Origin of the sequence: Streptomyces sp. NPDC048417, assembly GCF_040651615.1 — a bacterium.
GTDB lineage: Bacteria > Actinomycetota > Actinomycetes > Streptomycetales > Streptomycetaceae > Streptomyces.
On the sequence record NZ_JBEZKI010000009.1, the window covers coordinates 64513 to 85256 of the forward strand.

At 71.5% G+C, this 20744-nt stretch carries 20 protein-coding genes; 11 read left to right on the plus strand and 9 right to left on the minus strand.

Annotated features, from left to right (window positions below):
- Positions 1 to 154 precede the first annotated feature (154 nt).
- The 3 genes from AB0D59_RS15930 to AB0D59_RS15940 are packed head-to-tail and all read left to right on the plus strand — an operon-like array spanning position 155 to position 4190.
- Complete coding sequence (locus AB0D59_RS15930; protein ID WP_362565176.1) at positions 155 to 2773, plus strand: YfhO family protein; 2619 nt, start codon at positions 155 to 157, stop codon at positions 2771 to 2773.
- 23 nt (positions 2774 to 2796) lie between these two features.
- Complete coding sequence (locus AB0D59_RS15935; RefSeq protein ID WP_362565177.1) at positions 2797 to 3771, plus strand: glycosyltransferase family 2 protein; 975 nt, start codon at positions 2797 to 2799, stop codon at positions 3769 to 3771.
- Complete coding sequence (locus tag AB0D59_RS15940) at positions 3771 to 4190, plus strand: GtrA family protein (RefSeq protein WP_362565179.1); 420 nt, start codon at positions 3771 to 3773, stop codon at positions 4188 to 4190. Before AB0D59_RS15935 ends, AB0D59_RS15940 begins: the two co-directional genes overlap by 1 nt.
- Here AB0D59_RS15940 and AB0D59_RS15945 read toward each other — a convergent pair.
- Both AB0D59_RS15945 and AB0D59_RS15950 read right to left on the minus strand, forming a co-directional pair.
- The gene (locus AB0D59_RS15945) at positions 4162 to 4572 is read right to left on the minus strand and encodes a hypothetical protein (protein ID WP_362565180.1); all 411 of its coding nucleotides are present in this window, start codon (positions 4570 to 4572) and stop codon (positions 4162 to 4164) included. The genes AB0D59_RS15940 and AB0D59_RS15945 overlap by 29 nt on opposite strands.
- Positions 4573 to 4662: 90 nt before the next feature.
- Positions 4663 to 5631: an NADP-dependent oxidoreductase gene (locus AB0D59_RS15950; protein ID WP_362565182.1), complete on the minus strand. Its 969-nt coding sequence runs from the start codon at positions 5629 to 5631 to the stop codon at positions 4663 to 4665.
- Positions 5632 to 5701: 70 nt separating this feature from the next.
- Here AB0D59_RS15950 and AB0D59_RS15955 point away from each other — a divergent pair, with 70 nt between their 5' ends.
- The 8 genes from AB0D59_RS15955 (at position 5702) to AB0D59_RS15990 (ending at position 13372) form a co-directional block, all read left to right on the plus strand.
- Entirely contained in the window at positions 5702 to 6715 is a 1014-nt protein-coding gene (locus AB0D59_RS15955; protein WP_362565183.1) for a helix-turn-helix domain-containing protein, read from the plus strand.
- A gap of 387 nt (positions 6716 to 7102) precedes the next feature.
- Complete coding sequence (gene argC, locus AB0D59_RS15960; protein WP_362565184.1) at positions 7103 to 8131, plus strand: N-acetyl-gamma-glutamyl-phosphate reductase; 1029 nt, start codon at positions 7103 to 7105, stop codon at positions 8129 to 8131.
- Entirely contained in the window at positions 8128 to 9279 is a 1152-nt protein-coding gene (gene argJ / locus AB0D59_RS15965; protein WP_362565186.1) for a bifunctional glutamate N-acetyltransferase/amino-acid acetyltransferase ArgJ, read from the plus strand. The genes argC and argJ overlap by 4 nt, the downstream gene beginning before the upstream one ends.
- Positions 9276 to 10184: an acetylglutamate kinase gene (gene argB, locus AB0D59_RS15970; protein WP_362565187.1), complete on the plus strand. Its 909-nt coding sequence runs from the start codon at positions 9276 to 9278 to the stop codon at positions 10182 to 10184. The genes argJ and argB overlap by 4 nt, the downstream gene beginning before the upstream one ends.
- Positions 10185 to 10222: 38 nt before the next feature.
- Positions 10223 to 11377: an acetylornithine transaminase gene (locus AB0D59_RS15975; RefSeq protein WP_362565540.1), complete on the plus strand. Its 1155-nt coding sequence runs from the start codon at positions 10223 to 10225 to the stop codon at positions 11375 to 11377.
- A 7-nt stretch (positions 11378 to 11384) separates the two neighbouring features.
- Positions 11385 to 11930, plus strand: a complete 546-nt coding sequence (locus AB0D59_RS15980) for an arginine repressor (protein WP_362565188.1) — start codon at positions 11385 to 11387, stop codon at positions 11928 to 11930.
- Positions 11931 to 12039: 109 nt separating this feature from the next.
- Positions 12040 to 12627, plus strand: a complete 588-nt coding sequence (locus AB0D59_RS15985) for a sigma-70 family RNA polymerase sigma factor (protein WP_362565190.1) — start codon at positions 12040 to 12042, stop codon at positions 12625 to 12627.
- On the plus strand, positions 12617 to 13372 hold the full coding sequence (locus tag AB0D59_RS15990) for a hypothetical protein (protein ID WP_362565192.1): 756 nt from the start codon (positions 12617 to 12619) through the stop codon (positions 13370 to 13372). The genes AB0D59_RS15985 and AB0D59_RS15990 overlap by 11 nt, the downstream gene beginning before the upstream one ends.
- A 99-nt stretch (positions 13373 to 13471) precedes the next feature.
- On the opposite strand, the gene AB0D59_RS15995 is transcribed toward AB0D59_RS15990, so the two are convergent.
- From AB0D59_RS15995 to AB0D59_RS16025, 7 genes are all read right to left on the minus strand, one after another.
- A complete protein-coding gene (locus tag AB0D59_RS15995; RefSeq protein WP_362565193.1) occupies positions 13472 to 15286 on the minus strand; it encodes an ABC transporter ATP-binding protein in 1815 nt (604 codons plus the stop codon).
- A 77-nt stretch (positions 15287 to 15363) separates the two neighbouring features.
- On the minus strand, positions 15364 to 15549 hold the full coding sequence (locus tag AB0D59_RS16000; RefSeq protein WP_362565195.1) for a hypothetical protein: 186 nt from the start codon (positions 15547 to 15549) through the stop codon (positions 15364 to 15366).
- Between the two features lie 250 nt (positions 15550 to 15799).
- Positions 15800 to 16603 (minus strand): FAD:protein FMN transferase, encoded by an 804-nt coding sequence (locus AB0D59_RS16005; protein ID WP_362565196.1) that lies wholly within the window; start codon positions 16601 to 16603, stop codon positions 15800 to 15802.
- The gene (locus AB0D59_RS16010; protein WP_362565197.1) at positions 16596 to 17390 is read right to left on the minus strand and encodes an FMN-binding protein; all 795 of its coding nucleotides are present in this window, start codon (positions 17388 to 17390) and stop codon (positions 16596 to 16598) included. Before AB0D59_RS16010 ends, AB0D59_RS16005 begins: the two co-directional genes overlap by 8 nt.
- 43 nt (positions 17391 to 17433) lie before the next feature.
- Positions 17434 to 18816 (minus strand): ferredoxin reductase family protein, encoded by a 1383-nt coding sequence (locus tag AB0D59_RS16015; protein ID WP_362565199.1) that lies wholly within the window; start codon positions 18814 to 18816, stop codon positions 17434 to 17436.
- Between the two features lie 59 nt (positions 18817 to 18875).
- Positions 18876 to 19361: an FMN-binding protein gene (locus AB0D59_RS16020; protein WP_362565200.1), complete on the minus strand. Its 486-nt coding sequence runs from the start codon at positions 19359 to 19361 to the stop codon at positions 18876 to 18878.
- A gap of 10 nt (positions 19362 to 19371) precedes the next feature.
- On the minus strand, positions 19372 to 20730 hold the full coding sequence (locus tag AB0D59_RS16025; protein WP_362565202.1) for a ferredoxin reductase family protein: 1359 nt from the start codon (positions 20728 to 20730) through the stop codon (positions 19372 to 19374).
- Positions 20731 to 20744 lie beyond the last annotated feature (14 nt).

The window sequence follows — 20744 nt, forward strand, 5'->3', positions numbered from 1 at the left end:
TCGCGAATTCTTTCCCGGGTCGCACGCGGATTCGGAATTCGACTTATTACTTCATAGGTGAGGCACAACCATCAGCAACAACTACCCGTCTAAGTCGGCGAAACACCGACCAGCGGGGAGTAACACCCCCGTTTTTCTCTGGGGGCCACACAGAATGAATCGCACGACCCTGACCGGGCGCGAACAGGGGGTGAAACCGGCGGGGGGCGAAGAGCGGGAGACCGAACCCGCGCGACGGCTCGACGCCGATCCGCGCTGGGCGGCCGCCCTGCTCGCGGCGCTCCTCACCACCGCCGCGTTCTGTACGGCCGACGTCGTGGCCCGCAGCTACCCCTTCGGCTCCCACACCCGCAGCGTCAACGACCTCGGCAACCAGTACGTGCCCTTCCACGCCCATCTGTGGGACCTGTTGCACGGCAGGGCCGACGGCGGGGTCGTCTTCAACTGGCAGTCCGGCTACGGCTCCAGCTTCCTGCCGGACATCGGCACCTATGTCAGCAGCCCGTTCGCCCTGCTGGTCGGGGTGTTCCCGCGTGACGAGATCGACCTCGCGGTGTATGTGATCACCGTCCTGAAGACGGCGGTCGCCGGTGCCGCCATGGCCTGGCTGCTGCTCAGCCTGCGCCGCGGCCGCTGGTGGGCGGCCGGGATCCTGGGCACCTCCTACGCCCTGTGCGGCTGGAGCCTCGCGCTCGCCTCGTTCAACCCGATGTGGCTCGACGGGCTGATCGCGCTGCCGCTGCTCTGCCTGGTCGGCGAGTGGGCCATGGCCGGCCGGCGCCCGCTGCCCAGCGTGCTGATCGTGGCGCTCGCCTGGATCGCCAACTTCTACACCGCCTACATGGCCACCCTCGGTGCCGCCCTGGTGCTGCTGCTCCGGCTGGTGCTCGCCGAACTGCCGTGGCGGCGGGCGCCGGCGGTGGTCGGCCGGGCCGCGGTCGTCGTCGGGCTGGGGGTCGGCCTGGCCGCGCCGCTGGTGATCGTCGTCTACTCCGGCACCAAGCACGCCTACCCGGGCCGCGAGGGCCACTTCGCCCCGGTCGGGGCTGACGACCTGTTCGCCCGGCTGCTGCCGACCACCTACAGCTACAGCTCCCCGGCCCTCTACGTGGGCATCACCGCGCTGGTGCTCGCCCTGGCCCTGCCCTTCCACCGCAAGGTCCCGGTCCGGGTGCGGGCGGGCTGGACGGTTCTGGTACTCGCCGTGGCGCTGTCGCTGCAGTGGGCGCCGACCAGCCTGGCCTGGCACGCCTTCGCCGCCCCGAACGGCAGCTCCTACCGCCAGGCCTTCGTGCTCTGCGCCCTGCTGGTCATAGCGGCTTGGCATGCTCTTGCCTACGGTCTGCCGGACTGGCGTGCCCTGGGTCCGGCGGCCGTGCTCCTGGCCCTGGTCGCCGCCGTCGCCGGCCGCAGCACCCTCACCCAGCAGCACTCCCACCACACCTGGCCGGTGGTGCTGCTCGCCGCCGCCGGCGCCCTCGGCGGACTCGCCCTCCTGAGCCTCAGGAACGGCCGGCCCCTCCTTGCCGGACTCGCCGCCGTACTGCTGATCGGCGCCCAGTTCGGCGAGGCCGCCGCCACCTCCGCCGTGGCCACCCACATGCGCCTCGGCCAGATGGACGACTACGCCCCCTGGGGCGACCGCCAGCAGCGGGAGTCGGACGCCGTCGCCGAGGCCGATGCCTGGCCGAGGTACCGCACCGAGCCCGGCCGCGACCAGACCGTCGCCAACGACCCGATGATGGTCGGCGGCCAGGGCTCCCAGTACTACAGCAGCCTCACCGCCGACGTCCTCAGCCGCACCATGACCTCCCTGGGCGACGGCTGGACCTCGCGCGGCCGCAGCCTGCAGAGCCTTGACAACCCCGTCACCGACGCGGTCTTCTCGGTGGGCGCCCGGGTGCACAACCCGCCGGACCCGCACCAGAAGTGGCTGCCCCAGGGCGGCGGTCCGTCGACCGTCACCCGCGAGGACGTCCCGCCGCTGGTGACCGTGCGGCCGGCCGCCGCGCGCACCACCCCGGCCGCCTTCGGCCCCTCGCCGTACCGCAACCAGGAACTGCTGCTCGGCACCCGCGTCTACACCCTGCCCCGCACCACCCTCAGCGGTGCGCGCAAGGGCGACGAGGCGCGCGGGCTGCTGGTCGACGGAGCGCAGACGCTCACCGCACGCTGCCGGGCCGGCAGCGAGGCGTTCCTGTGGGCGCCGCACTACTCCGGCACGGCACAACTGGCCGGCGGCGAGCAGCAGCTCTACCGGTCCGACGCCGAGGGCACGAAGATCGCCGCGATGCAGCCGCTCGGCACGGTCCGCGCCTCGGGGCAGATACGGATCGACCTGAAGCCCAACCGGCTCAGCCGCGTCCCGGCGCAGGGCGCGGTCGGCTGCCTCGACACCGGCAGACTGCACGCCGCCGTACAGCAGTTGAAGGCCACGGGGGCTACCGAGGTGACCGTCTCCGACGGCACCCTGCACGCCCGGCTCCCCGCCGGCAGCACGGGAACCGCCGTCGTGGCCGCCCCGCGGATCGCCGGCTGGCGCTGCTCGGCCGGCGGCGACGAGGTCGCGGCGAGCGAGTTCCACGGCCTGATCGCCGTCCCGCTGGGCGCCTCCGCCACCAGCCTCACCTGCACGTTCCACCCGCCCGGACTGCGCCTGGGCACGGCCGTCGGCGGCGCCTCGCTGCTGACCCTGATCCTGCTCGGCGCCTTCTCGGCCCTGCGCCGCAGAACCGCCGTCCGCTCCGGCGAGCGCACGACCACCGCTCACTGACCCGTCCCCAGGGGGAGAAACCCATGCTGATATCGATCGTCGCGCCCTGTTACAACGAGGAAGACGTCATCGAGCGCTTCCACGAGCAGGTCCAGAAGATCGCCAACGAGCTTCTGCCGCTCGGTCACGACATGGAGTTCGTGTACGTCGACGACGGCAGCCGTGACCAGACACTGTCCCTCCTCAGCCAGATCGCCGACGGCGACTCGCGCGTCCGGTACGTCTCCTTCAGCCGCAACTTCGGGAAGGAGTCGGCGCTGCTCGCCGGCCTGAAGCACGCCACCGGCGACGCCGTGATCGTCATGGACGCCGACCTCCAGCACCCGCCGGAACTCATCAAGCGCATGGTCGAACTGCGCGGCGAGGGCTACGACCAGGTCATCGCCAAGCGCACCCGGCAGGGCGACCGCTTCACCCGCACCCTCACCGCCCGCCTCTACTACCGGCTCATCAACCGGCTCGTCGACGTCGAACTCGTCGACGGCGTGGGCGACTTCCGGCTGATGTCGCGCCGGGTGGTGGACGCGATCGTGGACCTCACCGAGTACAACCGGTTCTCCAAGGGCCTGTTCGCCTGGGTCGGCTTCCCCAGCACCACCTTCGAGTACGAGAACGCGGTGCGCGAACACGGGAGCAGCTCCTGGTCGTTCCGCAGCCTGCTCAACTACGGCCTCGACGGGCTGCTCTCCTTCAACAACCGCCCGCTGCGCGCCGCGCTCTACCTCGGCCTGACCTTGCTGGCCCTGGCCGGCGCGTACACGGCGTGGATCGTGGGCGGCGCGATGATCAACGGCGTCCAGACGCCGGGCTATGTCACCATCATTACAGCCGTCACCGCCCTGGCCGGCGTACAGATGATCATGCTCGGGGTCATCGGCGAGTACACCGGCCGGATCTACTACGAGGTCAAGGGGCGCCCGCACTTCCTGGTGAAGGCGACGAACGTGGATCGAGCGGACAGCCGCACCCGCGGCACGACGAAGGACCTCATTCCCTGATGCCGAACGCCACCCCGTCGACCGCCACCGGACCCACTCGCCCGATATCGGGGCAGATCATCACCTTCGCACTGATCGGGGTCATCAACACGGCGACGTACTACGGCCTCTACCTGCTGTTCCTGATGTATTTGCCGTACCTCGCCGCGCATATTCTCGCGTTTCTGCTGAGCATGATCGGTTCGTTCTTTCTCAACGCGAAGTTCACTTACCGAATACGGCCCACCTGGCGTAAATTCCTGCTGTTCCCGCTGACCAACGCGACGAATTTCGTGATCACCACGGTGGGGGTGTACGTGATCGTCGACGTCCTGCACGCCGGCAGCCGGTTCGCTCCGCTGATGGCGTCGGCGGCGGCGATTCCGGTGACTTTCGTGGTGTCGCGCTGGGTCATGCTGCCGAAGGTGGAGGCGGCGTAGGGAGAGCGAGCATCTCGTCGATCGCGGACCGGATCTCCTCGTCGTCCAGGAACGCGCGGTAGTCCCGATACGGCGACAGCCGCCGGTCGGTCTCCCGCATCCTGTGCAGGGCGGCTCGCACGGCCGGTGAGGCCGTCCCGAGGCGGACGATCGCACGCAGTGCCATGAGGAAGCTGCCGTAGGACTCGTCGCCGTCGGCGACGGGCAGGACGTACGTCTCCAGGACGGACAGGCTCGACTCCGTCTCGCCCGTGATCGGCCACAGGGCGACCGCCGCCCCTATCTCGCACCAGGTGTCGCCGTCGTCCATGATCTGCCGTATCCGGTCGGCGTACGGCAGGGCCCCGGACCGAAGTCGCCGAGCAGGGAGGCGGCGTCGCACGGCCGGTCCTCGGACAGCGCCGCCTCGCCGATTCGCCCGTATGCCCGTGACGGGCAGCACCAGCCAGCTACGACGATCACAGACGCCAGGTCACGACTTGCTGTCGGCCTGCGGGCGGACGGTGAGCACCAGCTTGCCGGTGGCGCCTCCCGCCTCGGCCAGCGCGTGGGCCTTGGCCGCCTCGGCGAGCGGGAAGGTCGCGGCGACGTGTGGGCGCAGCCGACCTGCCTCGGCGAGGGCGGCGAGGCCGGTCATGCCGGCCCGGTCGTGCTCGACGACCAGGTTCGTGGCCCGCACCCCCAACTCGGCGGCGCGTTCGGTCACTTCGTCGAATTCGACGGGCAGGCTGGAGACCAGGATGCCGCCGGGCCCGAGGGTCTGGAGGGAACGCAGCCGGTCGGCGCCGCCGACCACGTCGAGAACCACGTCGATGTCGTGGGCCTCCTTGACGACGTCGGCGGCGCGGTAGTCGATGACGTCGTCCGCTCCCAGGTCGCGCACGAGGTCGCCCTTGTCGTCGGACGCCGTGCCGATCACGTACGCGCCGCGCGCCTTGGCGACCTGTACCGCGATGTGTCCGATGCCGCCGGCCGCTCCGAGGACCAGCACCCGCTGCCCGTCCCGCACGTCGGCGGTGTCGACCAGCGCCTGCCAGGCGACGAGGCCCGCCATCGGCAGCGCGGCGGCATCGGTGTGGCTGAGCGCGGCGGGCTTGGGCGCGAAGGCGCGGGCGGGACCGGTGACGTATTCGGCGTAGGCTCCGGCCCCGTTCGGGTACGGCAGCATGCCGAACACCTCGTCGCCCGGCTCGAAGAGCGAGACGCCCAGGCCGACCGCCTCGACGACGCCGGACACGTCCCAGCCGAGCGTGAAGGGCGGCTCCCCCAGGAACAGGCCGAGCCTGCGGTGCTGGGCGTCGGTGGGGTTGACCCCGGCGGCGTGTACGGCGACGAGGACCTGACCGACGCCGGGCTCCGGGCGCTCGCGCCGGACGGGGCGGAGCACGTCCGGGTCCCCGAGGGTGTCTTGGCTGATGACCTGCATGGTGTGCGTGTTCATGGCTCCAGGCTGCGGCCGGGGCCCTGACCTCGCCAATGGCAAGATGGTCATAAACCCATAGAATCGTGCCATGGTCGCGCTCGAACCCTTAACCGCCCCTGACAGCCCGCCGCACCGGGTCGTGGTCCTCGCTCTCGACGGCGTGTACCTCTTCGACTTGGGCATCCCCGAACGGGTCTTCGGCGGGGTCCGCTACGCCGGGCTTCCGAAGGCGTACGAGGTGGCCAGCTGCGCCGCGACCGAGGACCGCACGGTCACGACCAGCGCCGGCCTCACCCTCACGCTCGACCACGGGCCCGAGGCGCTGGAGAGCGCCGACACGGTCGTCCTCCCGCCCTGCGACATGTGCCGCTTCACGGCCGACCTGCCCGGCCCGGTCCGCTCGGCGCTCGCCCGCATCCGCCCCGGCACCCGCATCGTCTCCCTGTGCACCGGAGCGTTCACCCTGGCTGCGGCCGGCCTGCTCGACGGGCGGCCCGCGACCACGCACTGGGCGCTCGCGGACGAGTTCCGCCGGCTGTTCCCCCGCGTGGCGCTTGACCCTGCCGTGCTGTTCGTCAACGACGGTGACGTGCTCACCTCGGCCGGTGTCGCCTCCGGGATCGACGCGTGCCTGCACCTGGTGCGCCGCGACCACGGAAGCGCCGTCGCCAACCAGGTCGCCCGGCAGTGCGTGGTTCCGCCCTGGCGCGAGGGCGGCCAGGCCCAGTTCATCGTCCAGCCCATGCCCGCGCAGGGCGCCACCGGTACCGGAGCGACCCGCGCCTGGGCCCTGGGGCACCTCGACCGGCCGCTCGCCCTGCGGGAGCTTGCCGCGCACGCCCGGATGAGCCCGCGCACCTTCTCGCGCCGCTTCCAGGAGGAGACGGGCACCAGCCCCGGCCGCTGGCTCACCCAGCAGCGGGTGAACCATGCCCGCACCCTCCTGGAGACCACCGACCTCTCGGTCGACCGGATTGCTGCGGAGGTCGGCTTCGCCACGGGGAACTCGTTGCGGCAGCACCTGCATGCGGCCATCGGCGTCTCGCCCCAGGCGTACCGCACCACGTTCCGAATCCGCAGCGAGATGCCTGACGAAGACTGAGCACCTCGCCCATGGCCGACGGTATCGGCGCAGGCGAAACAGGCGAGCGACGGCACCGGCGTTCGGCCCCGTCTACCAGCCGCGCTCTGTCGCCAACCTCGGTGGCTGGAGCGGCTAGTTGACGAGAAGAACGTCGCCGGCCGGTTCAGGAAGCGGCCTCGGGGGTGGGCGAGATGGCCGGCGTGAGAGTCCGCCCGCTGGTGCGGGTGAGTGGAGACGGGGCCGGGCGGCATCCTGGACGCGGACGAGCTCGCGGCGTCCGGGATGCTCGGCGCGAGCCTCGCCGACTGAAGTGCTCGGTCACCCGCCCTCGGGTATGCGGCGAAGGGGTCCGTTGCATAAAAGTGCAGAGAACCGTATAGTCATGCCATCCAGAGGAGGATGGACATGGCGGTACGTGCGGCGGTTGCCGGAGCTAGCGGGTACGCGGGCGGAGAGGTCCTGCGGCTGCTCCTCGGGCACCCCGAGGTCGAGATCGGTGCCCTGACCGGCAACTCCAACGCCGGGCAGCGCCTGGGCGCGCTCCAGCCGCATCTGCTGCCGCTGGCCGACCGCGTACTGGCGCAGACGACCGCCGAGGCCCTCGCCGGGCACGACGTCGTCTTCCTCGCGCTGCCGCACGGCCAGTCCGCCGCCGTCGCCGAGCAGCTCGGTCCGGACGTCCTCGTCGTCGACATGGGCGCCGACTTCCGCCTGAACAACCCGGCCGACTGGGAGCGCTTCTACGGCTCCCCGCACGCCGGCACCTGGCCCTACGGCCTCCCCGAACTGCCGGGTGCCCGCGCCGCGCTGGAGGGGTCCAAGCGCATCGCGGTACCCGGTTGCTACCCCACCGCCGTCTCCCTCGCCCTGTACCCGGCCTACTCGGCCGGGATCGCCGAGCCCGAGGCGGTGATCGTCGCCGCCTCCGGTACCTCCGGCGCCGGCAAGGCGCCCAAGCCCCATCTGCTGGGCAGCGAGGTCATGGGATCCATGACGCCGTACGGCGTCGGCGGCGGCCACCGGCACACCCCCGAGATGATCCAGAACCTCAGCGCCGTGGCGGGGGAGCGCATCGCCGTCTCCTTCACGCCGACCCTCGCGCCGATGCCCCGCGGCATCCTCGCCACGTGCAGCGCCGCGGCGAAGAGCGGGGTGACGGCCGAGACCGTCCGCGCCGCCTACGAGAAGGCCTACGCCGACGAGCCCTTCGTCCACCTCCTCCCCGAGGGCCGGTGGCCCGCGACGGCGTCCGTCTACGGTTCCAACGCCGTTCAGGTGCAGGTCGCGTACGACGACGCCGTGGGCCGCATCATCGCGATCAGCGCCATCGACAACCTGACCAAGGGCACCGCCGGCGGTGCCGTCCAGAGCATGAACCTCGCCCTGGGGCTCGACGAGACCACGGGGCTGACCACGATCGGAGTTGCGCCGTGAGCGTGACGGCAGCGAAGGGATTCACGGCCGCGGGCATCGCCGCCGGGATCAAGGAGAGCGGCAACCCGGACCTGGCCCTCGTGGTCAACACCGGGCCCCGCCGTGCCGCCGCGGGCGTCTTCACCTCCAACCGTGTGAAGGCCGCGCCGGTCCTGTGGTCCGAGCAGGTGCTCAGGAGCGGCCAGGTCTCGGCCGTCGTCCTCAACTCCGGCGGCGCCAACGCCTGTACGGGCCCCAAGGGCTTCCAGGACACCCACGCGACGGCCGAGAAGGTCGGCGAGGTGCTGGGCCGTGGCGCCATCGAGGTGGCCGTCTGCTCGACCGGTCTGATCGGCGTGCTCCTCCCGATGGACAAGCTGCTGCCGGGGGTCGAGACCGCGGCCGTCGCCCTGAGCGAGCACGGCGGCGAGAAGGCCGCCATCGCCATCAAGACCACCGACACCGTGCACAAGACGTCCGTCGTGACGAAGGACGGCTGGACGGTCGGCGGGATGGCCAAGGGCGCCGGCATGCTCGCGCCCGGCCTGGCCACCATGCTGGTCGTGCTCACCACGGACGCCGTCGTCGAGAGCGAGGCCCTGGACACGGCGCTCCGGGCCGCCACCCGCACGACCTTCGACCGCGTCGACTCCGACGGCTGCATGTCCACCAACGACACCGTGCTGCTGCTCGCCTCCGGTGCCGCCGAGGTCACCCCGGAGTACGAGGAGTTCGCCGAGGCCGTCCGCGCCGTCTGCGACGACCTCGGCCAGCAGCTGATCCGGGACGCCGAGGGCGCCAGCAAGGACATCAAGGTGGAAGTGGTCAACGCCGCTTCCGAGGACGACGCCGTCGAGGTGGGGCGCTCCATCGCCCGCAACAACCTCCTCAAGTGCGCCATCCACGGCGAGGACCCCAACTGGGGCCGCGTCCTCTCCGCCATCGGCACCACCGCGGCCGCCTTCGAGCCCGACCGGCTCAACGTCGCCATCAACGGCGTCTGGGTCTGCAAGAACGGCGGCGTCGGCGAGGACCGCGAGAAGGTCGACATGCGCTACCGCGAGGTGCACATCGTCGCCGACCTCGCCGCCGGCTCCGAGACCGCCACCATCTGGACCAACGACCTGACCGCCGACTACGTCCACGAGAACAGCGCCTACTCCTCATGAGCACCACGCGTAAGCACACCGCGCTGCCCAAGGCACAGATCCTCATCGAGGCACTGCCCTGGCTGACCCGGCACCACGGCAGGACCGTCGTCATCAAGTTCGGCGGCAACGCCATGATCGACGAGGACCTGAAGGCCGCCTTCGCCCAGGACGTCGTGTTCCTGCACCACGCCGGCCTCAAGCCGGTCGTCGTGCACGGCGGCGGCCCGCAGATCAGCGCCGCCCTCGACCGGCACGGCATCGTCAGCGAGTTCAAGGCCGGACTCCGGGTCACCACCGAGGACGCCATGGACGTCGTACGGATGGTGCTCGCCGGCCAGGTCCAGCGCGAACTGGTCGGACTGCTCAACCAGCACGGACCGCTGGCCGTCGGGCTGACCGGCGAGGACGCCCACACCATCACCGCCACCAGGCACCGGCCCGAGATCGACGGCGAACTCGTCGACATCGGCCGGGTCGGCGAGATCACCGCGATCGACACGGGCGCGATCGAGGCCCTGCTCGCAGACGGCCGTATCCCGGTCGTCTCCTCCATCGCCCGCTCCGAGGACGACGGACATGTCTACAACGTCAATGCTGATACGGCGGCTGCGGCACTCGCTGCTGCGCTGGACGCCGAGACTCTCATGGTCCTCACCGACGTCGAGGGCCTTTACGAGGACTGGCCGAACTCCGACGAGGTGATCAGCCGCCTCACCGCTTCCCAACTGGAGAAGCTGCTGCCGGAGCTGAGCTCCGGCATGGTGCCGAAGATGGAGGGCTGTCTGCACGCCGTACGCAACGGCGTCACCACCGCCCGCGTCATCGACGGCCGGGTCCAGCACTCGATCCTGCTGGAGATCTTCACGGACGAAGGCATCGGCACGATGGTCGTGCCCGACGAGCAAGAGGGGAAGCAGTCGTGAGCAACCAGGAACTGACCACCCGGTGGCAGGGCGCGCTCATGAACAACTACGGCACCCCACGGCTGCCCCTCGTCCGAGGCGAGGGCGTCAGGGTCTGGGACACCGAGGACCGCCCGTACTACGACTTCGTCGGCGGTATCGCCACCAACGCGCTCGGCCACGCCCACCCGGCGATCGTCGAGGCGGTCAGTAAGCAGATCGCGTCCCTCGGCCACATCTCCAACTTCTTCATGGCCGAGCCCACCGTCACCCTCGCCGAACGGCTGCTCCAGCTCTTCGGCCGCGACGGCAGGGTCTTCTTCTGCAACTCCGGCGCCGAGGCCAACGAGGCCGCCTTCAAGATCGGCCGGCTGACCGGGCGCACCCACATGGTCGCCACCGACGGCGGCTTCCACGGCCGTACGATGGGCGCCCTCGCGCTCACCGGGCAGCCCGCCAAGCAGGACCCGTTCCGCCCGCTGCCCGCCGACGTCACCCACGTGCCCTACGGCGACGCGCAGGCGCTGGCCGCCGCCGTCACCGAGGACACCGCCCTGGTCGTCATCGAGCCCGTGCAGGGCGAGAACGGCGTGGTCGTACCCCCGGTCGGCTATCTCAAGGCGGCCCGGGCGATCACCGCGGCCACCGGCGCCCTGCTCGTCCTCGACGAGGTGCAGACCGGCATCGGCCGGACCGGCACCTGGTTCGAGTACCAGGCCCACGAGGGCGTGCTGCCCGATGTGGTCACCCTCGCCAAGCAGCTCGGCGGCGGACTGCCGCTCGGCGCGACCGTGGCCTTCGGCCGGGCAGCCGACCTCCTCCAGCCGGGCCACCACGGCACGACCTTCGGCGGCAACCCGGTCGCCTGCGCCGCCGGCCTCGCCGTCCTCGACACCATCGAGAACGAGGGGTTGCTGGAGAACGTCAAGCGGCAGAGCGAGAAGTTGCGGGACGGGATCGAGGGCCTCGGCCACCGGTTGATCGATTATGTCCGGGGTGCGGGCCTCCTCCTGGGTATCGTGCTCACCGAGCCGCTGGCAGCACAGGTGCAGCAGGCGGCTCAGGAGGCCGGGTTCCTGGTGAACGCGCCCGCCCCGGACGTCGTTCGGCTGATGCCCCCGCTGAACCTCCGCGACGACGAGGTGGACGTGCTGCTGCGGGCCCTGCCCGGCATCCTCGACGCAGCGAGCGGGGACGGACGATCCGGAGAATGAGACGACGATGAGCCAGGCGCAGGAGTTCGACCAGTCGGGCGGGGCGGGGCCCGCGGTACCGCAGACCCGGACCGCCCGGCACCGCCGGATCGTGGACATCCTCAACCGGCAGCCGGTGCGCTCGCAGAGCCAGCTCGCGAAGCTGCTCGCCGACGACGGGCTGACGGTCACCCAGGCGACGCTCTCCCGGGACCTCGACGAGCTGAACGCGGTGAAGATCCGCAACACCGACGGGGAACTGATCTACGCGGTGCCGAGCGAGGGGGGTTTCCGTACCCCGCGTGCGCCGCTCGGGGGGTCGGCGAAGGAGGAGCGGATGCGGCGTCTCTCCCAGGAGCTCCTGATCTCCGCGGAGGCGTCGGCGAACCTGGTCGTCCTGCGGACCCCGCCCGGCGCGGCGCAGTTCCTCGCCTCGGCGATCGACCAGGCGGAGCTGCAGGACATCCTCGGGACGATCGCCGGTGACGACACGCTGCTGCTGATCAGCCGCGAGCCGACCGGCGGCCAGGCCCTCGCGGACCACCTGCTGCGCCTGGCCCAGAACGGCCACTGACCCGCGTGCGGGGCCCGGCCCGCCGACGGACAATGGACATGTGATCTTCCGCGGCGGGCGGACAGGCGGGAGAGCAATCCCCTGGCGGCCGTCGAACGTATACAGAGGTGTGTCGGGATTCCGGTTCCCCGTCGGCCGCCTCCCGGACGAGGCTCTGCTGTCCGGGCTGGCCACCGGAGATCCGGAGCTCGCTGTGATCTTCGTACGGAGGTTCCAGCACCGGGTCTTCGGAGTCGCCATGGCCGTCACCGGGGACCAGCAGCTCGCCGAGGACGTCGCCCAGCAGACGTTCGAGCGCGCCTGGCGGCATGCCCAGATCTACGACTCGCGCCGCGGCTCGGTCGCGACCTGGCTGACGACCATCGCGCACAACCTCGCCGTCGACGCCGTCCGCGCCCGGCGGACGGAACCGATGGCACCCGAGGACCTCGACCCCCTCCTCGAAGCCGTCACCGAGACCCCCGAGCAGTGGGCGCTGGCCGACGAGGCCTCCACCCAGCTCCGGGCCGCACTGGCGCGGCTGCCGCGGGAGCAGGCCAGGGCCCTGGTGATGGCAGGCATCTACGGCATGACCGCCCAGCAGATCGCCGACGCGGAGCAGATCCCGCTGGGCACCGCCAAGACGCGGATCAGAGCGGCGATGGCGAAACTCCGTACCGCACTCGCGTCTCCGAAGCGAGGCGACCATGTCCAGTGACGCGCACTGCGAGAAGCTGCGGGAGGTCGGCGCCGAACTGGCGCTGGGCGTACTGCCCGGCCGCGAGCGGGCCGAGGCCGTCGCCCATCTGGACCGGTGCGCGGACTGCCGGGAGTACGTACGCCAACTGACCGGGATCGGCGACCGGTTGATCGGCCTGCTGCCGGAGCGCGAGCCACCGGCCGGCTTCGAGGCCCGGGTGGCGCGCAGTCTCACCGAGCAGGCGGCGGGATCCGAAGGGCAGCGGCCCGCCGCCCGCGCCCCCCGGGACTGGCGCAGCCACGCCCGGCGGGCCCGGCTGCGGCTCGCGGCGGTCGCCGCCGCCCTCGCCGTCGCCGTCGGATTCGCCGGCTGGGCGGTCGGCACCGCCGTCCAGGAGGTCACCGCCTCGGCGCCGCCCGCCGTCGAGTCCGAGCCCGTGCTGGTCGGGGACATGATCCCGGCCGGCGGGAGGCAGTCCGTCGGCGAGGTCTACGCCCACCCCGGCAGCCCCGCCTGGATCTTCGTGTCCGTCGCCCTCACCGGCACTCCGTACACCGGCAAGGTCACCTGCCTCCTCGAACACGCCGACGGCACCACCGTCAGGGTCGGCGAGTTCCCGCTGCGGGCCGGACGCGGCAACTGGGGCGTGGCGGTACCCGTCGACCTCACCAAGTACACCGGCGCCCGTCTGACCTCTCCCGCCGGCGCCGTCCTGGCCACCGCCGAGCTGCAGAAGGGCAAGGTGGTGGCCCCGCAGACGTGAACCGCCCCTCTCGAGCACGCACCGGCAGGGCTTGGCCTCGAGCACGCACCGGCAGGGCTTGGCCTCGAGCACGCACCGGCAGGGCTTGGCCCGCGAGGCTCAGGACAGCACCGCGCCCGCGTTCAGCCGGTGCAGCCGGGCGTACATCCCCTCCTGCCGGAGCAGGTCCGCGTGCGCGCCGTCCTCGACGACCCGGCCGTGGTCGAGCACCACGATCCGGGTGGCGTCGCGGACGGTCAGCAGATTGTGCGAGATGACGACGGTCGTCCGCCCGGCCATCAGCCGGCGCAGCGGGTCCATGATCCGCCGGCCCGAGCGGACGTCGAGCCCGGCGGTCGGTTCGTCCAGGAGCAGCACCGGCGCGTCCCGGATCATCGCCCGGGCGATCGCCAGCCGCTGGCACTGGCCGCCGGAGAGCGTCCGGCCGCGCTGCCCGACGAGCGTGTCGTAGCCCTCCGGAAGCCGCTCGACGAACTCGTGCGCGTCCGCGGCCCGCGCCGCCGCGACGATCTCCGCCTCCGTGGCCGCCGGCCGGCCGTAGGCGATGTTGTCCCGCACAGTGCCGTGGAAGACGAGCGTTTCCTGCAACACCACCGCGATGCTCTCCCGCACGTCCGACAGGCTGAACTCGCGCAGGTCGGTCCCGTCCAGCCGGACCGCGCCCCGGTCGGGGTCGTAGAACCGCAACTGCAGCTTCGCGAGCGTGGACTTGCCCGCCCCGCTCGCCCCGACCAGCGCCAGCGTCTGACCGGGCGCCACCTCGAAGGACACGTCCGACAGCGCCCAGGCCGCCGTACCGGGATAGCGGAACCACACCCCGTCGAACTCCAGGGCACCCCGCGCCCGGTTGATCCGCCGGGCCCCCGGCGCCTCGGTCACCTGGGGGCGCTGGTCCAGCAGTTCGATGATCCGTTCCGCCGAGGCGGAGGCCGCGTAGAAGGTGGTGCCGAGCCCGGACAGGCCGTGCACCGGGCTGTACAGCTTGCCGATCAGGGCGAGGAACACCAGCAGTCCGCCGAGGGTGAGCTGGCCCTCCGCCAGCTTCCAGGTGCCGAGGCCCAGCACCGCGAGGCCGCCCGCCACCTCGATGAACTCGACGACGGGTCCGTACACGGCACGGATCCGCGCCGAGGCCATCGCCGCCCGGAACCTGCCGACGTTCTCCCGGTCGAACCGGCGTGCCTCCCAGCCCTGCCGGTTGTACGCCTGCACCAGCACCACGTTGCCCAGCGACTCCTCGGCGATCGCGCTGAGCGAGCCGCCGCGACGCCTGCGCTCCCGCGACGCCTCCTTGATCAGCCGGGAGAAGTGCCGGGCGGACCCCCAGAACAGCGGCACGATGACGAGGGCGAGCAGGGTCAGATCCCAGCGCAGATAGAACAGCAGACCGACGAAGACACCGAGGCGGATCACGTAGTACAGGGCGTCCGCCACGCCCGAGAGCAGGAACGTCTCCACCGCGTCGACGTCGCCCGTGACCCGGGAGAGCACGTCCCCGAGCCGCCGGCGCTCGAAGAAGCCGAGCGACAGCCCCTGGACGTGCCGGAAGACATCGGAGCGCAGCGACAGCAGAAAGCGTTCGCCGACCCAGGTGGACGTCACGTCGTCGGCGAAGCCCAGCACGCCGGAGCAGACGACGAGACCGAGATAGGCCGGTGCGACCCACAGGAACGGCCGCAGATCCCGAGGTACCAGCACGTCGTCCACGACGGTCTTGAACAGCCAGAGTTCCGCCGCGTCCACGACCGGGGCGGTCAGGCTCAGCAGGACGACGGGTACCAGCCAGCGGCGGCCACCGCGGGTGTACGGCCAGAACCGTCGGAACACCTCACGCGGGGACACCGCGGGCGCGGCCGTGACGACGGCGTCGGACGGCTCGCCGGGCGACGGCGGATGCGGCAGGAAACGCACCATGACACAGATTCCCCGGGAGCCGGCGGCAGAGCGGACCGGCTTTCCCGGTCGCCGGTCCGCTCACCCTTCCCGTGCGCTCAGTAGCCGTTGTGCCCGTGCCGGTCGCCGTGGTCGTGGCGGTGGCCGTGCCGGTCGTCGTGGCCGTGGCCGTGGTCGTGGTCGTGACGGTGCCCGTGCCGGTCGTCGTGGTCGTGGCCGTGGCCGTGGTCGTGGTCGTCATGGTGCCGGTGCATGGCCGGCATGAGGTTGCTGAAGATGGCCATGGTGTTCCTCCCGGAACTCGCTTCACAGGGGATACGGCCGAGAGGGGAGATGAGATGGCGTATTACGGGAGAAATTCGAAAAACTTCGCAGCAAGGTCCCGCAGTCGTTTCGTCCGCGGGTGGACGGGGGCTGATCGGGCCCCGCGGCGGAGCCGCAGATCGCCACAGCCCGGCGCCCCTGAAGGGGCCCAAGGGGCCCCGGGTGGACGCAGGAGGCGCCCCGCCGGCGCCGGTGAGCGACACTCCGCCCTCAGCCCAGACGCGCCGCAAGCCCCCCGGTGCACCGCACCTCGTCACCAGCCGTGATCAGCAGCGCCTCGACATCCGGCAGGGACTCCAGCCAGGCCAACCCGGCCCGCGAACCCATCGCGAACGCCGCCGTGGCCCAGCAGTCCGCCCACGTCAGCCGCGGCCCCACCACTGTCACCGCCACCAGGTCCGTCACCGCCGACTTCCCGGTCCGCGGGTCGACGATGTGGGCGCCCCGCTCCGCCGTACCGGAGGTGGCCACCGCCAGTTCGTCCACGCCCGCCGCCGTGATCACCGCCGCCAGTCCGCCCGGCCTGAGCGGATCGGCGATCCCCACCCGCCACGCCCGCGTCGGCTCGGGCGCGCCGAACATCTGGACGTCGCCCCCGCCGTTCACGCTCACCCCGGTCACCCCGGCCACCCGCGCCAGCGCCCGCGCCGCCCGCTCGACGGACCAGCCCTTGACGATGCCGGTGGGGTCGAGGCGCCCCCGGTAGCGCGTGCTGAACCAGCCGTCGCTCACCCGTTCCGCCTCGGCCGCGAGGTCCAGCACCTCGGCCATCTCGGGGGCGCACTCCGCGAGGCCGATCTCCTCCCGCGCCAGCCGGGACACCTGGCTGTTCTCGCGGTAGGTGCTGAACACCTCGTCGACCCGGTGCAGCCCGGCGACCGACTCGTCGAGGGCCGCCCGTACGGCGTCCGGATCCCCGCCGCGGACGTCGAAGGAGAAGACGGTCCCCATGACCTCCTCCGCGTGACGTACCGCGACCGGAGCCTGCGCGGACTCGGCCACGGCCTCAGCCACCGGCCTGGTCCAGCGCCGACTGCAGGGACTGCTTGTAGCCGGTGCTGGTGTAGGTGGCCCCGGAGACCGAGTCGATGTTCGCGTTCCCGGCCGCCACCGCCTCCTGGTTGAGCTTCGGTACGGACAGCGCGGTCTTCTGGTCGCTGGTGCCGCCGCTGGGCGCCTGTACGGCCTCCGCCTTGGTGATCTTTCCGCCGGCGACGGTGATCCGGACCTGCACCGGCCCGTACTGGGTCTGCGCGACCTGCCCGGTCACCGTCTTGGCCTGCGCCTGCGCGGAGCCGGAGGAGGACGAGCCGGACGAGGAACCCGACGAGCTGGACGCGGCGGCTTCCTTCATCTTGTCCAGCGCCGACTGGAGCGACTGCTTGTAGCCGGTGCTCGTGTAGGTCGCGCCGGAGACCGAGTCGATGTTCGCGCTCTGCGCCGCCACCGCCTCCTTGTTCAGCTGCGGCACCGACAGCGCGGTCTTCTGGTCGCTGGTGCCGCCCTTGGGCGCCTGGACCGCCTCGGCCTGGGTGATCTTGCCGCCTGCGACGGTCAGCCGCACCTGCACGACCCCGTACTGGGTCTGGGTCGCGTCACCGGTGACGGTGGTGGCGCCGCCGGCGGCCCCGGTGCCGCCCTGCGGCGACTCCTGGCCTGCCGCCGCGGCCGAGGGGGCCGCGCCCGCCGCCGACGCGGACGCCGGGTCGGACGACGGCTTCAGCGACAGCAGCAGCACGACACCGGACACGGTCGCCGCGGTGGCCAGCACCACACGCCTGACGGGGTGACTCTTCCTCATCGTTTCCGAACTCCCGATTCCCTGGATTCCGTGGTCCCGTCGCTCACATCTCGAACGACTCGTGATGGATGCGGCGGGCGGGAACCCCCGCGCCGCGCAGAGCGTCGTACACCTGCTGCGCGAACCCGGGCGGGCCGCACATGAAGACGTCGTGGTTGTCGATGTCCGGGATCTTCCGCTGGAGGTTCTCCGCGGAGATGTCCGGCCGCTCGCCCTCCGGGCTGTTGACCGCGTACATCAGCCGGGCCCCGCGCTCGCCTGCGATCTTGGCGAGTTCGTCCCAGAGCGCCAGGTCCTGCGTGGTGTTGGCCCGGTAGAGCAGGGTCAGGTCGCCGGCGGCGCCGGGCAGCGTCTCGAACAGCGCCCGCATGGGCGTGATCCCGACACCGCCCGCCACCAGCAGGACCTTGCCGCGGCTGCGCCGGGACGCGGTCATCGCCCCGTACGGCCCTTCGGCCCACACCCTGGTTCCGGGCCGTAGTTCGCGCAGCCGCGCGCTGTGGTCGCCGATCGCCTTGACGGTGATCCGCAGCATGTCGGGGCGGGGCGCCGCCGACAGCGAGTAGGGGTGCGAGCTGAACCGCATGCCGGGGGCCATGAACCGCCAGCGGAAGAACTGGCCGGCTTGCGCGCCCATCCGGTGCAGCTTGCGCCCGCCGATCAGCACCGACACGATGCCCGGCGTCTCCTCGATGACCGCCTCGACCCGCATCCGGTGCCGCAGGTTGAGCCGGATCGGGGTGAAGATCCGGTACCAGACGACCAGCGCGGTGACGGCGCCGTACAGGCCGTACCAGAAGGTCTTGGCGATCGGCGTGAGGGCGAAGTCGTTGCCGGTGGTGATCTGGTGCCAGAAGGTCAGGAACACCGCCGCGTACGTGAGCAGGTGCACGTGGTACCAGGTGTCGTACGGCATCCTGCGCCGGACCGGGCCGATCGACGTGAGGCCGATGACCACGAACAGGCCGGTGCCGATGGCCGCCTTGCCCATGTCGGGGAGCTGGTTGATGGAGTCGATGGTCTGCTGGACGATGTCGTTCAGCGTCTTGCCGGCCTGCAGGGCATAGCCCCACATGATGAGGAAGACGTGCGCGAAGACCAGGCAGAGGGTGTAGCGGCCGCTCATCGCGTGCCAGCGGGCGACGCGGTCGGAGCCGACCCGCCGCTCCAGCGCCGGCACCCGGGCCATCTGCAGCACGACGAGTGCCATCAGGTATCCGGCCAGCAGACCGGTGATGCGGCCGGCGTTGAGGATCTTGCCGTTCTGGTCGGCGATGGACGGGGTGTTGTGCCACCACAGCCACAGCACGGCCGCCGCGCCGGCCCATACGGCGAGCAGCAGCGGTACGGCCGGGGAGCGGCGCGGGCGGATGCGGCGCATCGTCTGGCGGCGGGCGGCACGTCCGCCTGCGAGCGTGGTGGTCACGGTTCCTCCGTGGGGACTTGACCCTTGGCCCACAGATACGCGCCGCACGGCCCGAGTGTTCAGAGACCCGCGGAGTCCAGTGCGGACTGGAGTGACTGCTGGTATCCCTCGCTGGTGTAGGTGGCCCCGGAGACGGTGTCGATCTGCGCGCTCTGTGCCGTCAGCGTCTCGCGGCGCAACTGCGGGATGGCGTAGCTGTTGATCTGCTGGTCACGGGGGTTCTCCGTCGGGTACTGCACGGCCGTGACGTCGGTGATCTTTCCGCTCTTGACGGTCACCTTCACCTGGACGGGGCCCCAGCGGGTCTGGACCGTGTCCCCGGTGACGGTCCGGGTGCCGGAGCTGCTGCTCCCGGACTTGCCGGAGCTGCTGCTCGCGCCCGGTGAGTCGCTCGCGCCGGCCGACGGGGCAGGAGCCGCCGAGTCGCTGATCACGGTCGGGGTGGTGTGCGGCTTCAGCGCCAGCAGCATCACCATCCCGGAGACGGTGGCGGCACTCGCCAGCATGATCCGCCGCAGCGGCCGGTTCTTGTTCAGTGCGTGCACGACAGGGGCCTCACAGCTCGAAGGACTCGTGGTGGATACGGCGATCGGGCACCCCGGCGGCGCGCAGCGCCCCGTACAGCTCCTGGGCGAAGCCGTGCGGACCGCAGATGTACACGTCGTAACCGGCAAGGCCGGGGAAGGCCGCCCGCAGCGACTCCGCCGTCAGGGCGGGGCGCTCGCCCTGTGAGCCGTTGAGGGCGTACAGCACCTGGGCCCCGCGCCAGCGTGCGATCGCCTCCAGTTCGCCGCCCAGCGCCAGGTCCTCGGCGGTACGCGCCCGGTAGAGCAGCGTGACCTCGCCGGGCAGGGTCTCGAAGAGCGCCCGCAGCGGGGTGACGCCGACGCCGGCCGCGATCAGCAGGGTCCGGTGACTGCTGGCCCGGTCCGCGGTGAGTGCGCCGTACGGGCCCTCCGCCCACACCCGGGTACCTGGGCGCAGCAGTGCCACCGCCGTGCTGTGGTCACCGAGTGCCTTGACTGTGATCCGCAGCAGGTCCTCGCGCGGCGGTGCCGACAGGGAGTAGGGGGTCGACGTCCAGCCCATGCCGTCGCCGCCGAAGAAGCGCCAGCGGAAGAACTGCCCGGCCTGGGCGCCCAGCTCCTCGATCCGCCGGCCCTGGACGATGACCGAGTAGACGCCCGGCGCCTCCTTCTGCACGGAGTGCACCCGCAGCCGGTGCCGGAGGTTGAGCCGCACGGGCCCCAGGATCCGGAACCACAGCACCAGCGCCGCGACCCCCAGGTACAGCGCGTACCAGAAGGCGGTGGCGACCGGCTTGCCGTTGAAGTCGTTGCCCAGCGTCAGCTGGTGGAAGAAGGCGAGGAAGACGGCCGCGTACGTGAGCAGGTGGACGTAGTACCAGAACTCGTAGCTGGTACGGCGCCGCGCCGCGCGCATCGAGGTGATGCCGACGGCGAAGAAGATCATCGTACCGGCGGTCGCCTTCAGCATGTCGGGGTAGTCCAGGACGACGTTCAGCGTCTCGTGGACGAGCGAGGCGTGGTCCTGGGCCGCGTACCCGGTGAGGATCAGCGCGACGTGGACGACCAGCAGACAGACCGTGTACCGGCCGGCCATCGCATGCCAGCGGGCGACCCGGTCCGAGCCGATCCGCACCTCCAGCATGGGCACCCGGGCCATCAGGCCGACGAGCACCGCGCAGGCGTACCCGCACAGCAGCCCGGCGATCCGGCCGGCCCCGGTCAGCCAGCCCGCCGCACCGACGACCGAGCCGGTGTCCGACCACCACAGCACGACCACGGCCGCCGCACCGGCCCACAGCAGAGCGAGCACGGCGGCGGCGGGGGAGCGGCGCGTGGCCACGGCGTGCATGGCCGAGGCCGTACGCCGTTCGTCCACGGTCGTCATGAGTCGTGTCCTTT

Excerpts from the sequence above, each read along its gene's own strand:
- AB0D59_RS15930 (WP_362565176.1), top strand. The coding sequence starts at position 155 with ATGAATCGCACGACCCTGACCGGGCGCGAACAGGGGGTGAAACCGGCG.
- AB0D59_RS15935 (WP_362565177.1), top strand. The coding sequence starts at position 2,797 with ATGCTGATATCGATCGTCGCGCCCTGTTACAACGAGGAAGACGTCATC.
- AB0D59_RS15940 (WP_362565179.1), top strand. The coding sequence starts at position 3,771 with ATGCCGAACGCCACCCCGTCGACCGCCACCGGACCCACTCGCCCGATA.
- AB0D59_RS15950 (WP_362565182.1), bottom strand. The coding sequence starts at position 5,631 with ATGAACACGCACACCATGCAGGTCATCAGCCAAGACACCCTCGGGGAC.
- AB0D59_RS15955 (WP_362565183.1), top strand. The coding sequence starts at position 5,702 with ATGGTCGCGCTCGAACCCTTAACCGCCCCTGACAGCCCGCCGCACCGG.
- argC (WP_362565184.1), top strand. The coding sequence starts at position 7,103 with ATGGCGGTACGTGCGGCGGTTGCCGGAGCTAGCGGGTACGCGGGCGGA.
- argB (WP_362565187.1), top strand. The coding sequence starts at position 9,276 with ATGAGCACCACGCGTAAGCACACCGCGCTGCCCAAGGCACAGATCCTC.
- AB0D59_RS15975 (WP_362565540.1), top strand. The coding sequence starts at position 10,223 with ATGAACAACTACGGCACCCCACGGCTGCCCCTCGTCCGAGGCGAGGGC.
- AB0D59_RS15980 (WP_362565188.1), top strand. The coding sequence starts at position 11,385 with ATGAGCCAGGCGCAGGAGTTCGACCAGTCGGGCGGGGCGGGGCCCGCG.
- AB0D59_RS15990 (WP_362565192.1), top strand. The coding sequence starts at position 12,617 with ATGTCCAGTGACGCGCACTGCGAGAAGCTGCGGGAGGTCGGCGCCGAA.
- AB0D59_RS15995 (WP_362565193.1), bottom strand. The coding sequence starts at position 15,286 with ATGGTGCGTTTCCTGCCGCATCCGCCGTCGCCCGGCGAGCCGTCCGAC.
- AB0D59_RS16000 (WP_362565195.1), bottom strand. The coding sequence starts at position 15,549 with ATGGCCATCTTCAGCAACCTCATGCCGGCCATGCACCGGCACCATGAC.
- AB0D59_RS16010 (WP_362565197.1), bottom strand. The coding sequence starts at position 17,390 with ATGAGGAAGAGTCACCCCGTCAGGCGTGTGGTGCTGGCCACCGCGGCG.
- AB0D59_RS16025 (WP_362565202.1), bottom strand. The coding sequence starts at position 20,730 with ATGACGACCGTGGACGAACGGCGTACGGCCTCGGCCATGCACGCCGTG.